The organism is Deinococcus fonticola (assembly GCF_004634215.1).
Lineage (GTDB): Bacteria > Deinococcota > Deinococci > Deinococcales > Deinococcaceae > Deinococcus > Deinococcus fonticola.
Genome location: NZ_SMMH01000004.1, coordinates 152,604 through 167,061, shown reverse-complemented (window position 1 = coordinate 167,061; position 14,458 = coordinate 152,604). Strand labels below are relative to the sequence as shown.

The 14,458-nt window shown below is 65.0% G+C and carries 12 protein-coding genes; 3 read left to right on the top strand and 9 right to left on the bottom strand.

Annotated features, from left to right (window positions below; genetic code table 11):
- Window positions 1–40: 40 nt before the first annotated feature.
- The 4 genes from E5Z01_RS04105 to E5Z01_RS04090 form a co-directional block, all read right to left on the bottom strand.
- Window positions 41–1,114 (bottom strand): serine hydrolase, encoded by a 1,074-nt coding sequence (locus tag E5Z01_RS04105; protein ID WP_420810828.1) that lies wholly within the window; start codon window positions 1,112–1,114, stop codon window positions 41–43.
- 210 nt (window positions 1,115–1,324) lie between these two features.
- A complete protein-coding gene (locus tag E5Z01_RS04100) occupies window positions 1,325–2,170 on the bottom strand; it encodes a DegV family protein (protein ID WP_135228204.1) in 846 nt (281 codons plus the stop codon).
- Window positions 2,171–2,398: 228 nt separating this feature from the next.
- Entirely contained in the window at window positions 2,399–5,647 is a 3,249-nt protein-coding gene (locus E5Z01_RS04095) for a heterodisulfide reductase-related iron-sulfur binding cluster (RefSeq protein WP_135228239.1), read from the bottom strand.
- Between the two features lie 156 nt (window positions 5,648–5,803).
- Complete coding sequence (locus tag E5Z01_RS04090) at window positions 5,804–6,460, bottom strand: winged helix-turn-helix domain-containing protein (RefSeq protein ID WP_167757756.1); 657 nt, start codon at window positions 6,458–6,460, stop codon at window positions 5,804–5,806.
- 155 nt (window positions 6,461–6,615) lie between these two features.
- Between E5Z01_RS04090 and E5Z01_RS04085 the strand changes: the two genes are divergently transcribed.
- On the top strand, window positions 6,616–7,146 hold the full coding sequence (locus E5Z01_RS04085; RefSeq protein WP_135228202.1) for a hypothetical protein: 531 nt from the start codon (window positions 6,616–6,618) through the stop codon (window positions 7,144–7,146).
- Window positions 7,147–7,193: 47 nt separating this feature from the next.
- Here E5Z01_RS04085 and dxs read toward each other — a convergent pair whose 3' ends face one another.
- From dxs to E5Z01_RS04070, 3 genes are all read right to left on the bottom strand, one after another.
- Window positions 7,194–9,068 carry a 1-deoxy-D-xylulose-5-phosphate synthase gene (dxs, locus tag E5Z01_RS04080; protein WP_135228201.1) on the bottom strand — a complete coding sequence of 625 codons (1,875 nt, stop codon included), beginning with the start codon at window positions 9,066–9,068 and terminating at the stop codon, window positions 7,194–7,196.
- Window positions 9,065–9,748 (bottom strand): hypothetical protein, encoded by a 684-nt coding sequence (locus E5Z01_RS04075; RefSeq protein ID WP_119765598.1) that lies wholly within the window; start codon window positions 9,746–9,748, stop codon window positions 9,065–9,067. Before E5Z01_RS04075 ends, dxs begins: the two co-directional genes overlap by 4 nt.
- Window positions 9,749–9,918: 170 nt before the next feature.
- Window positions 9,919–10,584, bottom strand: coding sequence for a PspA/IM30 family protein (locus tag E5Z01_RS04070; protein WP_135228200.1), 666 nt, complete (start codon window positions 10,582–10,584; stop codon window positions 9,919–9,921).
- A gap of 148 nt (window positions 10,585–10,732) precedes the next feature.
- Here E5Z01_RS04070 and E5Z01_RS04065 point away from each other — a divergent pair, with 148 nt between their 5' ends.
- Window positions 10,733–11,980, top strand: a complete 1,248-nt coding sequence (locus tag E5Z01_RS04065) for an MFS transporter (protein WP_240738170.1) — start codon at window positions 10,733–10,735, stop codon at window positions 11,978–11,980.
- Window positions 11,981–12,010: 30 nt separating this feature from the next.
- Here the strand turns inward: E5Z01_RS04065 and E5Z01_RS04060 are convergent, their stop codons facing one another.
- A complete protein-coding gene (locus E5Z01_RS04060; RefSeq protein ID WP_135228199.1) occupies window positions 12,011–12,811 on the bottom strand; it encodes a hypothetical protein in 801 nt (266 codons plus the stop codon).
- 323 nt (window positions 12,812–13,134) lie between these two features.
- On the opposite strand from E5Z01_RS04060, the gene E5Z01_RS04055 reads away from it, so the two are divergent.
- Complete coding sequence (locus E5Z01_RS04055) at window positions 13,135–13,815, top strand: TetR/AcrR family transcriptional regulator (RefSeq protein ID WP_240738169.1); 681 nt, start codon at window positions 13,135–13,137, stop codon at window positions 13,813–13,815.
- Between the two features lie 76 nt (window positions 13,816–13,891).
- Here the strand turns inward: E5Z01_RS04055 and E5Z01_RS04050 are convergent, their stop codons facing one another.
- Window positions 13,892–14,455 carry a Rieske (2Fe-2S) protein gene (locus E5Z01_RS04050; RefSeq protein ID WP_240738168.1) on the bottom strand — a complete coding sequence of 188 codons (564 nt, stop codon included), beginning with the start codon at window positions 14,453–14,455 and terminating at the stop codon, window positions 13,892–13,894.
- Window positions 14,456–14,458: the final 3 nt, after the last annotated feature.

The following is a 14,458-nucleotide window of genomic DNA, read 5'->3' as shown; positions in this document are numbered from 1 at the left end:
ACTTTTCCCCTGAATCGCCGCGGCCCAGGGTGGCGGTCACTCAGGGTTGCGGCGAGCTCGGCAGGGGTTTTGCGGCGCCCTTCACGGCGGCGGCTTTGGCCCTGGCCGCGTCGCTGCCGGGCCGGACGGGTTCCTTCGGTACGGTCACTTTGGGCCGCGGGGTTTGCACCCCGATCACCGCGTCGATCCCGGCATTGATCCAGGCGAAGGCCCGGCGGGTGTTTGGCATGGTGTAGGTCTCGTTCGCGCCGTGCTGCATAAAGGTGTACACGACGTGCCGGCCGTCTTTCGTCTGGAAGTACCCGCTGTACGTCAGGATGCGCCAGCCGTTCCCGCCCTTCCCGCCGAACCACGCGACGTTCCCGGCCGCCTGCGCTTTCAGGGCGTAGCGTCCGAACCCTTTTTGCGCCACGTCGCGCTGCCACTTCACCGCCCGGGCGCTCAGGCCGGGGTTCAGGTACTCGTGCGCCAGCAGGGTGCTGAACTCGTAAGGGGTACTCAGGTTGTGGGTCTTCAGGTCGTCTGCGGGCTGATAGCGGTGGTCGAAGTAGCCGTCCAGTTTGCGCTGAATAAAGTCGGAACGGTACTGGCGGGCATCCTCGTCGATGAGGGTGGCCAGCCGGGCGCGTTCCTCGCCGGTGGCCGTGACCCACCGGCCAGTGCCGTTGAAGGTGTCCGACAGGCCCGCTTCCATGACCCACCAGTTACGGGTCGGCATGATCAGGCGCGACCTGCACAGGCCCAGATGGTCGGCGATGTCCTGCACGCTTTGCAGCCCCACCCGGCGGTGAATGATGTCGGTGGCGGTGTTGTCACTCCACTGAATCATGCGCGTGGACAGGTCACGGATGGTCGTGCCGTCAAACGGGTAGGCGCCCAGGCTCTGGTTGCTGCGGGTCACGTCAAAACGCTCGGTGGGCGAGACCTCCCCCTGATCGAACTTTTTCAGCAGCGCCCACAACACCGCCTGCTTGTAGGTGCTGGCCAGCGGAAATTCGCTGTCCGGATTGGTGCCCACCGCCCTGATGACGTTCAGGGTCACCGGGTCGACCTGCGCCACCCAGAGCCCCAGGCGGCCACTCAGCGCAAAGGGCGGCGCCGGCGCTTTCGGCACGCGGGGCGCGTCCGGCAGGCAGCCCCCAGGCCTTAGCGTGGTTCTATCTTCTGACGCCTGGGCCTGTGTCACCGGATTCTGGGCCACCGAGGCCCGTTTCAAAGTCACCTCTGGCCCGGAACTGGCCGCGCCTGGCTTGCCCTGGCAGGCCACCAGGGCCAGCATGACCAGAACGGCGGGACACAGCCGCCGTGGTGCATGCCCCGGCACTTACACGCTCTGGGGTTGCAGCGCCACACCCGCCGCGCCCGGCCCGGCGTGGGTGGCCACCACCGCCCCGATCTGGAAACTGCCGAAATCCTTGAAATTCACGCCCTGCAAGCCGCTACGGATGTCCTCAAGCAGCCCCTCGCCTTCCACCGTACTCAGGAACGCCACCCGCGCCCCACCGTGTTGCTCGGCGTACTTGCGCGTGTGATCTACGATGTCCTGCACCGCCTTTTTGGATCCGCGGGCGCGCCCGCCGGCCTCCACCCGGCCATTTTTCACCACCAGAATGGGCTTGATGTTCAGCAGGCCCCCCAGCAGCGCCGTGGCCCCGCCGATCCGTCCGTTGGCCTTCAGGAAATCCAGCGTGCCGACCGTGAACCGGAAATCCGACTGCTGCGCCAGTTGCCCCAGGGCAGCCACGATGTCCCTCACGTTCTGCCCCGCCCCGGCCAGTTGCGCGGCCCGCACCGCCTGCATGCCCAGGCCCAGGCTTACCGTGCGGCTGTCCACCACCGTGACCCGCTCACCGAACTCCTGCGCGGCCAGCCGGGCGCTGCCCACCGTGCCGGACAGCTGACCGCTGATGTGAATGCTCAGCACCTTCTCGGCGTGCTGCAGCGCCTCGCGGTAAGTCGCCGCAAACTCTGCCGGGCTGGGTTGCGAGGTGCTGGGCAGTTTCTTCCCGCCCCTAATGCCTTGAATCAATTCGGCCGAGTTGATGTCCAGACCGTCCCGGTGCATTTTGCCGTCGAACAGCACATAGAGCGGAACGACAGTGATGCCGTGCCGGGCGGCGACTTCTGGACTCAGGTCACTGGTCGAGTCCGTGACGATGGCGATGGTCATTAGGGAATAATACGGCTTTGAAAAATAGAATTGGACTCCAAGCTGTTTTTCCGAACGGAGGAGAGGCAGGAAAAGACTGTTCTGTCGGGCGCGGAGGGCCTGTGGATGATGCTCCCAAATTCACGCAGGAGATCGCCGTGGGCCATACGTAGGGCGAACGTGGCCAAAGCCATAAAAAGAGCGCCCCGCCCAGCTTTTTGCAGGCGGAGCGGGGTTGGGGAAAGGAAGTTAAGAGGGTTTCTTGGGTGTCCACTTCCTGCGGCCCGTGTCCGGGTTGGTCGGGGATTGTGCCGGGGGGGCCGCCGGGTCGGCCGTGGCTGCGGCCCCCTGCTCCAGCGCGTTCTCACCCGCCTGCTCCAGGTAAACGTGCTCGGTGATGGGGGCCAGGTCGGCGTTGGCAGGCGCTGGAGCAGTCTGGATAGGTGCAGTCGCGTCTGCCGGTTTCTTCGGTTGCCACTTGGGACGCTCGCCTGCTGGGGCTGTTGCCGGGGTCACGTTGGCGGGTTCGGCGGCAGGGGCAGTGACCACTGGAGCGGCACTCGCAGGAGCGGTTTCGTCGGTAGCTGGGGCTTTCGGAGTCCATTTCTTCCGCTCACCTGTCGCCTCCGTTATTGACTCCGCCGTCGATGCGGCAGTAGGGGCTGCGGGTGTGGTCACGACTGGTGTGGGCTGTGCAGCAGTCGCGTCCTCCGCTTTCGCTTTTGGCTTCCAGGCCTGGCGGGCCGGCGCTTCACCCGTGGCGGGTGCGGCCGGGGTGGCGTCCACCTCCGTGACGGGAGCGGCGTTTACGTCATCACTCTTGGCCTTCGGAGCCCAGGCTTTGCGGGTGGAAGTGTCGGCAGAGGGAGCGGCGGCCGGGGCCGTTTCCGGCGACACCACAGCGGCGCTCACGTCATCTGCCCCTTTGGGTTTCCAGGCCTTCCGCGCCGGGGCAGCCTCCGGTGCAGGTGGTTGGGGCGCAGCCGCGGCAGGCGTGACTGGCGTGGGCGTGGCGCTGACCTCATCTGCTCCCCTGGGTTGCCAGGCTTTTCTGGCCGGGGACTCGCCGTCCGTAGCGGGCGCAGGGGGCGGCGTGACCACATCATCGCCCCCTTTGGGCTTCCAGGCCCTGCGCTGCGTGACCTGCTCGGGGTGTTCGGCCTGCGCTTCGTGCTGAGTGCCGCTGCCCGCCGGGCTGCCGGGTTGCTGGTTGATGAAGTCGGCGTTCGTCTGCCCAACCACGGCGTCGGGGGCGCCCGTACCCGCGTGCGTTCCGGTCACGTGCATGGGCATCTGCGCGTTCGGGGCGCTGGCGTACTCGGGCTGGTGAATGGGGGAGACGGGTTCGGGGCCGGTGGGCAGAACCTCCTCGCCAGTGGCCCGCATCACGCTTTCCAGCATGAGCTCGGCCACGTCCTTCACGATGATGTCGTCGCGTTTCTGCTTCTCGGGGGTGCTGTTCATCATGGCCTTGCAAAAGGGGCAGCCCACCGCCAGCACCTTCTCGCTGGGGCCATTCTTCTCGTAATCGGCGCTGCGCTCGGCGGCACTGTCCAGCCGGGCCTGAATCTCGCGGAAACGGTTATCAGACACCCGCTCGCGGCCTTCTTCCTCCTCCTTCCAGAACTGCGCGCCGCCCGCGCCGCAGCAGAAGCTGTTCTCGCGCTGGCGTTCCAGATCGAGGATTTCCCCAGCCATCCTGGTAATCAGGGTGCGCGGGGCGTCGTACACGCCGTTGTGGCGGCCCAGGTAGCAGGGGTCGTGGTAGGTGACGTGGTCGCCGAGGTTCGCCAGCGGCAGTTTCCCGGCGGCCACCAGCGTTTCCAGGTACTCGGTGTGGTGGATGGTGCGGTAGTCCCCGCCGATCTGCCGGTACTCGTTGCCGATGGCGTTCATGCAGTGCGGGCAGGTCGCCACGATCAGCTTCGGGGCCACCGTGTTCAACGTTTCCACGTTCTCCTGCGCCAGTTGCTGGTACAGGAATTCGTTCCCGGCGCGGCGCGCGCTGTCGCCGGTGCAGGCTTCTTTCTTGCCCAGCACCGCGTAGTTCACGCCAGCCTTGTCCAGCAGTTGCACGAAACTGCGGGCGACCTTCTGCGCGCCGGGGTCATAGCTGGCGGCGCAGCCCACCCAGTAGAGGACGTCCGGCTCGGGGTTCTCGTCGATGGTGGGCACCTTCAGGCCCTCGGCCCACTCCATGCGCTTGTCGCGGCTGATGCCCCAGGGGTTGCTGGCGCGTTCCATTCCGCGAAACGCTGTCTGGAGTTGCTGCGGGAATTCCCCGGCCACCATCACCTGATGCCGGCGGATGTCCACGATGTCGAGCATCTGCTCGTCCTGCACCGGGCACACCTGCATGCACGCGCCGCAGGTGGTGCAGGCCCACACACTTTCCTCGTTGATGGCGAATTCCAGCAGCGGGTGCGCGGTGCTGGCCCCCGCCTCGAACGGCACGGGTTTCAGCGTGAACGGACTGTGCCCCGACGCGATGACGTTCAGTTCCATGCGCTTGTTGATTTCCAGCGCGGCGGGCGAAAGCGCCTTGCCGGTGGCGTTCGCCGGGCACACGTCCTGGCAGCGGTTGCACTGGATGCAGGCATAGGCGTCGAGCAATCGGGGCCATTCCAGTTCTTCCAGCTTCTCGGCGCCCAGTTTGGGTTCCTCGGACTCCATCGCTTCCTCAAGGCCCTTCATGGGCGGCAGCACGCCGCTCCCGACAGGGCGTTTCAGCGCGTAATTGAGGGGGGCCAGGAAAATGTGAATGTGCTTCGTGAACGGGAAGTACGCCAGGAACGCCAGAATGCTGCCCAGACCGCCCCAGAACCCGAAAATACGGATGGCGTGAATGGCACTGTCACTCAGACCACCGAACAGCAGGCTGCCCGTCCCTGAAGCGAAGGGTTGCAGAATGTCGTACCCACCGTGCAGTCGGGCTTCCTCCACCATTTTCGCGGCGTTCCCCACGAAACGGCTCCCAATGTGAAACAGGATGAACGCCGAGACGATCAGGCTGTCGCGCTTGATGTAGTTCTGCCGCACCAGCGGATGCAATAGCGTCTTCTCGGTGAAGCGGAAATCCCGTTTGCTGGGCGTCCACAGCCGGCGAATCAGCAGCCCGACCACGCCCACATACACCAGGAAGCTCATCAGGTCGGCCAGGAAGTTGTACACCGCGCCCAGCGGGTGACTGCTCAGGATGGAAAAGTGAAAGTACCCCTCCAGCCCGTCGATGACGTTCACCAGCAGGTAGTAGGTGAAGCCGTAGAAGATGAAGCTGTGCAGGATGCTGATGCCGGTGCGGCGGCGGAAGGTGCGCTCCTGCGTCAGGGCGGTGACCAGCGCGTACCCGATGCGGCCAGGCAGATGGTCGGTACGCGCCTCGCTGGCGGGCGCGCCGCGCATGATCCGCAGGTACAGGCGGTAGAAGCCGTATACGCCAATGCCGCCCACAATCAGGGCGAAAATCAGGAAGGCAATCTGGTGAAAGAGGGGCAGCAAGTCGGGAACCTCCAGGGCGCTGTTGGGCAACAGACAGCGGGATTATTGAACTCAGTTCAAAGAACTTGGGGAAGTATAACGAAAAGCATCGGATACAGCACAGCATAAACGCTCAACCGCGCACCAGATACCCTGCGCGTCACCCGAGCCAGGACATCACTGACTTTCCGGATCGATGTACTGCGGGTGGTACAACACCGTCAACACGTGCGGCCGCCCGTCTTCCTCCTGCTGCCCGGTGTACTTCATGAGCAAATTGAACAGTTCCCCTTCCAACTCCCGCGCTGCCGTTCGGCCCAGCCGCAACACCGTGCCGTGAAACACCGCTGCTGGCGAGTCAGCACCGTAATCCGTGAACACCTGCATCTGCTGATCAGCCATGCCGTAAAAATGTCCCGACGCCAGTTGACCCGCCAGAATGCCCCCCACCGGCTTCTCGCAATGCTCGAAAATACGGTGGTAATTCAAACGAAAACGCTCCGCGAACGGCTGAAACAAATCCAGAAAATACTCGTTCAACGGGTAAAGACTTGTTGGAATGAAGAACTCCTGCGCTGTTGCGCGGTACACCTTCACGTCCCGCCCACGGCGTTTCTGGTGCGCCACGACCTTCAGTAACCCCAGTTGCTCGAAACGCTGTACCCGTCGGTAAACATTATTCAAATCCAGCCTAAGCTGCTCGGCCACCGCCTTAATGGTCTGACCACCCGGTGTCATGAACGCCCGCAAAATCGAGAGTTGTGGCTTGTCCAGCAACACCTGCGCCGCACGGAAGTCTTTAACGACTTGCACGTTTCGTTCAGCGTCCGTCACATTCCACTCTCCTTTAACGACTTGCACGAACCACTATAAATGCAAGTGGACACCCGCTAACCTCGGACTGGCATTAAAAGCGGAACACGGGAAAGACGCTGTTGACCACAAGCAAAGCGGCATGTTACCCGTTCCCCTAAAAAGGAGAGTCTGCCATGAAGAAAATAACCTTGAGTATGTTGACCCTCGCCACCCTACTCAGCGCCTGCGGAGGCGGGGGCGGCGGAGGTACTGGTAACGGCGGTGGAGACGGCGGCAATGGCGGAACAGGCAACACGGCCCTGCAAACGAAACTGGCCGCCTGCCCCGTCCTCTCGCAAAGCAGTGATCCCAGCGCCAGCGCCTGCCTGACCGGAACATATACCGGAACCAACCCCGCAGGCGCAGCTTGCAGCTTTACCATCCGGGCTGACGGCAGTTACGACTTCACCAGCCCCACCCTTACGTACAGCTACACACCAACTGCCAAGAGTTTCCGTTTGTTTGACCACTCCAGCCTGCAAGGAGCGCATCAAGTCCTGTGGAGCATGAATGACCCCATTCAAACCGTGACGTCCTATGAAGTGGATTTCATAGCACGTTTCGGAACTGGGTTTACTGGTGCGCTGTCCAAAATTGAGATCAAAGCCGAAAAAATAAACCCGGACAGCAGCCGGGTAAATGCAACCTGCGTCGTCCCGCTCTAATTTCTGCCGACAAAGGGCGTCATCATGTGAGTGGTGACGCCCTTCGTTTACACACCCACCGGCACGTCCACGCCTAGTTCGGCCAGCGCGGTGCGAATGGCGGCGGCGTCGATGCCGCTGCGGGCATGCACGCTCTCGACGGTGGCGTGATCCTGGAACTCGTCCGGGATGCCCAGCACGCGCACCGGAACGTCCAGGTTCATTCGGTTCAGGGCCTCCAGCACGGCGCTGCCGAAGCCGCCCACCACCGTGTTGTCCTCCACAGTGATGATGGCGCGGGCTTTTTCGGCCACCTCGCGCAGCAGGCTCTCATCCAGCGGTTTGACGAAACGGGCGTTGACCACCCCGACATTGGGGAGGTTCCAGGCGGCCTTCTGGGCGTACTCCAGCGCCTTGCCACCGGCCAGAATCACCACGTCGTCGCCTTCTTTCAGGCGTTCCCAGCGGCCCCACTCGATGGCCGGCCAGGTGCCGTCCGGTACTTTCTCGGTGTTGCCGCGCGGATAGCGGATGGCGTAGGGCCCGGCGTGCTCCTGTGCCCACTTCAGCATGCCACGCAGTTCGGCGGCATCTTTGGGTAGGCCGATGTGCAGCCCGGGGATGCTGCGCAGGAAACTCAGGTCGAACACACCGTTGTGTGTCGCGCCGTCCGCGCCCACGATCCCGGCGCGGTCGATGGCGAAGGTGACATTCAGGTGCTCGATGGCCACGTCATGCAAAACCTGATCGTAGGCGCGTTGCAGGAAACTGCTGTAGATCGCCACGATGGGCCGCAGACCCTGCAGGGCCATGCCGGCGGCGGTGGTCACGGCGACCTCCTCGGCAATGCCCACGTCCAGGTAACGATTGGGATGCTGACGGCTGTACTCGACCAGGCCGCTGCCCTCACGCATGGCGGGCGTAATGACGAAGGTGCGGGGGTCCTGGCGGGCCAGTTCCGTCACTGCGTCCCCGAAAGCGGCGCTCCACGAGTAGGCGCTGCTGGGTTTGAACTCGCCGGTGTCCGGGTCGAATTTGGCCGGGCCGTGCCAGTAGATGGGGTCGGCCTCGGCGTAGGGCAGGCCCTTGCCCTTGCGCGTCACCACGTGCAGGATGGTGGGTCCGTCCAGGTCGACCAGCCTCTCGATCAGCCACACCAGTTCCTCGACGTTGTGGCCGTCGACCGGGCCGACGTAGCGCACACCCATCGCCGCGAAGGGGTTCACGCTGGCCGGGTCGAAGAAATGCCGGGTGCTGTTCTTGGCGCGGCTCATGAAGTTGGCCAGCGGTTTACTGATGGTCTCCACCGCCTTCTTTCCGGCCCCCTCACCCTCCTGAAACCACTTCTGCACCTGCAGGCCGCGCATGAACTTGTTGATGGCCCCCACGTTCTCGCTGATGCTCATCTCGTTGTCGTTCAGAACGATCAGCATCTTGCGGTTCATGTCCCCGATGGTGTTCAGGGCCGCCAGCGCCATGCCGCCGGTCAGCGAGCCGTCCCCGATCACGGCGGCCACGTGGTAATCCTGGCCTAGCGCGTCGCGGGCCATCGCCATGCCCAGGGCGTTGGCCAGGCTGGTGCTGGCGTGCCCCACGGTAATGGCGTCGTGCTCGGATTCGCTGACCTTGGTGAAGCCCGAGAGGCCCCCTTCCTTCTTGATGGTGGGCATCTGCTCGCGCCGCCCGGTCAGGATCTTGTGCGCGTAGGCCTGGTGGCCCACGTCGAACAGAATGCGGTCACGCGGGCTATTCAGCACGTAGTGCAGCGCCACGATCACGTCTGTGGCCCCCAGGCTGCTGGCCAGGTGCAGGCCCCCCTGCGAGCACACCCGCACGATCTCGTCACGCACCTCCTGCGACAGTTGCGGCAATTGCTCGCGGGACAGGCGTTTAAGGTCACGCGGGGACTTCACGCGGTCGAGCAGCGGCGTGGTCTCGTTCACCGTTTCACCTCGAAATTCTTGGCGGTCAGCAGCAGCGCCTCAGGGGTTCGCACGTCCCCGACGAAGGGGGCGAACCAGTACTGCTGGGCCGCCGGGAACAGCCCGCCCACGTCGTCACTGATCTGGCGCGTCACCACGAACACGTTGTAGGTCGCGCTGCCCACCTTCACCTGCCGCTGATCCTGCACGTCGTACTGGTACTTCAGGGTACCGGAGGCCGCCACCTTGCCGCCCTCCATGATCACCTGCACCTTGCTGCTGCCTTCCCAGTGCAGGCCCACCTTCCAGGCCGTCGTGGCGGGCGCTTCCTGCCAGGCCGGGTCAAGCGTGACCGTTACGCCCGGTTTGGTGAAGCCCAGCAGTTTCACGCCCGAGGCGTCGTAATTCCGGAACCAGGTCTGCTCGGCCCCGCGCCCGGTGAGTTGCGTGGCGTACACGTTCTGCCCCTGAAAAATGGTCGGCCCCAGCGTCCGCAACACGTAAGGTGTGGCGTTCGCCTCGCCCTCGGGCACGTAAGTCCAGACCAGGCCGGTCTGGTACGGGTAAAAGGACACCCCGCTGGCACTCGTGTTGGCCGTCACCGTTCCCGGCGCCACCTGCTGGGGGGCGCAACTCCCCAGCAGCGCAGCAAGACCCAGCAGCAGCCAACCGTGACCCGGAAAAAAAGAAGCGCGCAACATAGCTGTCATTGTGTCAGGATTTCATGTTTCCCGTGATGAAGCGTCCATCAAGAGGAGGAGGAGTGATGGCGCGCAATCTGGTTTGCCTCACCGGCTACAGAGCCGGCAACAGAAAAGCGGCAGTCCACGCGGGACGGCCACTCTTCAGCTCAGGTTCAGGTCGGGCGGGCTCAGTTCTGGCCGATCTTGGCCTTCAGGGCGGCCAGGGCGTCGTCCACGTCCTTGTCGCGGCCCAGATCCTTGAGCTGCTCGTCGAAGTCCTTTTCCTTGCGCAGTTCGCCCATGGCGCGGTTCTTGTCCTCCATCGCGGCGACTTTTTCTTCCATGTCCTCGAAGGCGTCCATGGCCCCCCCCGCCTTGTCGAAGCCGCTCACCCTGTCCAGCGTGGCTCCAGCCTGCGCGGTCTTCTGACGGGCGGCCAGCAGGGTCTGCTTGCTCTGCATCTCGTCGATCTTGGCTTCCAGCGCGCGCAGCTGGGTCTTGAGCTGGTCGACCATGGAAGTCTGGCGCTCGCGCTGCTCGTCGAAGCCGCGGGCCAGGTCCTTGTGGTTCTGGGCGCGGCGCAGGGCTTCCCTGGCCAGGTCTTCACTGCCGCCGCGCAGGGCTTCCTCGGCTTTCTTCTCGTACTCGGCGGCCAGGGTGCGGTTGGTGTTGCCTTCGCGCTCCAACTTGGCCGCCTGGGCCATGGCCTCGGCCACCTCGCTGCGGGCTTCGCTGTACGCGCCGCGCATGTCGCGCAGGGCCTGGTCGATGATCTTGGCGGGGTCTTCGGCCTTGCTGATCAGGTCGTTGACGTTGGCGCGGAGCAGGCGGGACAGGCGGTCAAGGATGCTCATGTGTTTTCCTCCAGGAGGGTGGGTGGCGGTTTCGGGAAGATGCCCGCAGCACGGACGGCCACCGGCATCAGTCATCGTTACGTATGAGACCACACTAGCGTTCCATACGAATCCTCAGGCCGCCCTTCCCTCAAGATAGTCTGAAGACATGACCACCCCCCCGACCCCCGTGCAAGGCGGCATGAACCGCGCCTGGCTGACGGTCGGCGTGACCATCGTGGTGCTGCTGCTGGCGGCAGGGGCCAGAAGTGCGCCGGGCGTCTTTCTGAAGCCCATGCAGGCCGACACCGGTTTCACGCTGACCACCCTGAGTGGCGCGGTCAGCGTGGGGCTGCTGCTGTTCGGGCTGGGTGCTCCGCTCAGCGGTTACCTGATGGACCGGCATGGGCCGCGCCGCGTGGCGAGCCTGGGCCTGCTGCTGGTGGCGGCCGCTTTCCTGGCCAGCGCTTTTCTTCGCACGGAGGGGCAGCTGTATGCACTGTGGGGCGTGCTCAGCGGGCTGGGCACCGGCCTGGCCGGCAGCGTGCTGGGGGCGGCGGTCGCGGCCCGCTGGTTCAGGGCGCGGCGCGGGCTGGTCACCGGGGTCTTCGGCGCGGCCACCAGCGCCGGGCAACTGATGTTCATTCCGCTGCTCACGCTGGCCTCGGGGGGACAGGACTGGCGTTTGGCCAGTGCCGGCATCGGGCTCGCCGCCCTGGCGCTGGCCCCCGTGTTCTGGCTGCTGCTGCGTGACCGGCCTTCAGAAGTGGGTCTGGGCCTGGACGGCGAGCCGCTTGACCCGGCAGCGGCGCACATCCCCCCGCCCCAGCCGGACAGTTCAGTCATGCGCCGCGCCCTGACCTCGCGCGACTTCTGGCTGCTCTCGGCGACTTTTTTCGTGTGCGGGGCCACCAGCAACGGCATCATCGGCACGCACTTCATCTCATACTGCAATGACCTGGGCCTGAGCGCCGGGTACGCCGCCGGGATGCTGGCGGTCATGGGTGCTTTCAACTTTGTGGGCACGCTGGGCAGCGGCTACCTGACCGACCGCTTCGACCCGCGCGTGCTGCTGGCCGCGTACTACGCCTTCCGGGGTCTGAGCCTGCTGCTCTTGCCGGCCCTGCCGCCGGGCGCCAGCCTGGGGGCCTTCGCGGTGCTGTTCGGCCTGGACTACATCGCCACTGTGCCGCCCACCGTGGCCCTCACCGCCCGGCGTTTCGGCGCGGCCAACGTCGGCACGGTGTACGGCTGGGTCTTTTTTGCCCATCAGCTGGGCGGCGTGGTGCGCGATCAACTGGGGCAGTACGGCCCGGCGTTCCTGGCCGCCGGGGTGCTGGCCCTGCTGGCAGCGGGCCTGGCCCTGGGCGTCACCCGCCCCGTGCCCCCGACACCGCAACGGGCAGCGGCGAACTGAGGTTCGCCGCTGCCCGTTGCGCGTAATACTTCAGAACACGATGGGTTTCACGCCCACGCTGTCGCTGCCGCAGGCGATGGTAATGCCGTTGGCCGTATCGGTGACGGTGCAGCCCAGCGAGCGCAGGTCGGCGGCAGGAAACAGCAGGTTCTTGCCGTCGGTCAGTGGCACCATGGGCAGGTCGACCGTCCCTCCGCCGCGCTGCGCCACCTTGGAACCGGCAGTGATGGTCAGGGCCGTCTGACCGGGGGCGTTCAGGCGGTACTTGCCGCCCCCCAGGTTGATCACGTTGACCACGCCAGCCAGGTCACTGTCCAGCAGGTACGCCTGACCTTTGACGACCCCGGCGGGCGCGGCAGGTTTGGCCGCGACCGGCTTGGCCTGCACCGCGTCGATCACCACCAGGGTTTCCTGGGGCGACAGGTTACTGAGCAGCACGTAAGCGGCCAGGTTGCCGCCCTCCTGCACCAGCAGACTGCTGGCCTGAGCGCTGGTTTTCCAGTCGCCCAGCGCCTGCGGGCCGACCACGCCGCGTACCGCCGGGCGCACCGTATTGACCGGGGACTTGGTGTACAGGCACACCGCCAGTGGGCTGACCTTCAGGGCCTTGGGGCAGGTCAGCAGTTGGCCCTTCACGGCTTTGCTGATGCCCACCGATAAGGCGCTGACAGTGCGGTGGGTGGTCGCCAGCACCCGCGCGGTTTTGGGGGTAGCGCTGGGCGCAGGGTTGGTGGCGGGCGGCGCGGCTGGTGTGGTGGGGGCGGTCTGTGCCAGGGCCAGGCCGCCGCTCAGCAGCACGGCCAGCGGCAAGGTGAAGCGTTGCATGGGCATACGGCGCATGTTACGGGCCATGCATGAGGATTCACTTTGAGCGCCGTCAGAGGCGGGTCATACGGGTTAGGGCTATGCCACCTGGTGATGGGCGAAGCCCTCATCCAGCAGGGATCGTGAGCTGAGGTGACGAGGATGCTGGGTCGACCATGATGTGTTGCTGCAGAAAGCCCGTTGCCTGCCCAGATGAAGAACTCTTCATCTAATGAAAGAATTGCACATCGTTTAGCCCAACAGCTTCCCAGGGGCTAGTGACCGGGTGTCCTTTTAATGGGTGAAGCGTTTCACCATGTGCTGCGCGCAAAGCCTCTATGGTGCGCCGTGTGTCACACGTAACTTCGCGTCCCCTGCGGGCGCGCAATGCCGAGGAAAAGAAAAAACGCCGCATCGAGATTCTGCGGGCGGCAGAACACCTGTGGCGCACCACCCCCTACCCCGACCTCAGCATGAGCCAGGTGGCCCGCGAAGCCCAGCTGGCCAAAGGCACCCTGTACCTGTATTTCGACACCAAGGAAGAGCTGTTCCTGGCCCTGCTGACCGAGCACCTGGAACACTGCCTCAAGGATCTGCTCCGTGGCCTGGAGGCGGCCCGCTGCACCAGCGCCGATCAACTCACGGATCTGCTGGTGGCCCGCGTGGTGCCGCAGGAGGGCCTACGCCGCCTGCTGGTGCTGCTGACCACAGTGATCAATCCCAGCCTGGCCGACGAGCAGAGCCAGAACTTCCGGCGCATGCTGCTGCGTTACGTGCTGCCCATTTTGGACGTCATGCCCTTCGAGCGGCGCACCAACCTGCGCGTCCTGATGCACATGTACGCCCTGGCCCTGGGCTGGCAGCTGGCGTCCAGCGGCTCGGGCCTCGAAACCCGGGCCGTGTTTTCCTTCCCTTCGCCGGACATTTCCCCGCGCCCCCGCTTCGAGGACGAGTTCCCCCGTGCCCTGCGCGCCAGCGTGCGTGCCCTCGTGGAAGAGGCCTACGCTTCAGTCGCCATTACCGCCGACTGAGACGGCCCTCGACCAGTGCAACGCGTGACGCTTGCTGGTCGTTCCTGCCACGCCGCTGGGTGGGCAGGCCTTCCGGTCAGGTGGAGAGGATCGGGGCCGGTTCAATTCCGGTGGCGTACACGTCCTGACCCCGAAGTTCCAGCTGGACGCGCGGCAGCGGCAAAGTAGCCTTGCCGAACATGGCCTCGCCGCCGCGCAAGGGGTCGAAGACGCTGTAATGACAGCGGCACCCCAGCTGCGGGTGACGTTCGCCTTTGGGCGGGCGGTAGTTGTAAGCGAAGGCCAGCACTTCCAGGTCTTTGACCAGATTCACCGGGCAGCCCAGGTGCGTACATACCCGCGAAAACGCCACGAGGTGTGCCTCGCCGGCCTCGAGGCCGCCCTCCACAAGACGCGGAACGCGCAGCAGCGTGCAGGGACGGCGGTCATAGAAGAAGTCGACTTCCGACCACTCGCCGGGCAGGGCACTGAGGGCCGCGATTTTCTGTGCGGGGCCAGCCACGAAGTGCGGTGCCCCCACCTTCTTCTTGCCGAAGGTGATCTTGGCGGCGTACCACCCCATGAACCCGAACGCCCCAGCCGTGCCCGCGACCGGCAGCATCCACCAGCGTTCCAGCACCTCGCGCCGCGTGATTTTCACTGG

What these genes read in the sequence shown, in the direction of transcription:
- E5Z01_RS04100 (WP_135228204.1), bottom strand. Translation starts at nt 2,170, where the DNA reads ATGACCATCGCCATCGTCACGGACTCGACCAGTGACCTGAGTCCAGAA.
- E5Z01_RS04085 (WP_135228202.1), top strand. Translation starts at nt 6,616, where the DNA reads ATGAAGAAAATAACCTTGAGTATGTTGACCCTCGCCACCCTACTCAGC.
- E5Z01_RS04075 (WP_119765598.1), bottom strand. Translation starts at nt 9,748, where the DNA reads ATGTTGCGCGCTTCTTTTTTTCCGGGTCACGGTTGGCTGCTGCTGGGT.
- E5Z01_RS04070 (WP_135228200.1), bottom strand. Translation starts at nt 10,584, where the DNA reads ATGAGCATCCTTGACCGCCTGTCCCGCCTGCTCCGCGCCAACGTCAAC.
- E5Z01_RS04065 (WP_240738170.1), top strand. Translation starts at nt 10,733, where the DNA reads ATGACCACCCCCCCGACCCCCGTGCAAGGCGGCATGAACCGCGCCTGG.
- E5Z01_RS04060 (WP_135228199.1), bottom strand. Translation starts at nt 12,811, where the DNA reads ATGCCCATGCAACGCTTCACCTTGCCGCTGGCCGTGCTGCTGAGCGGC.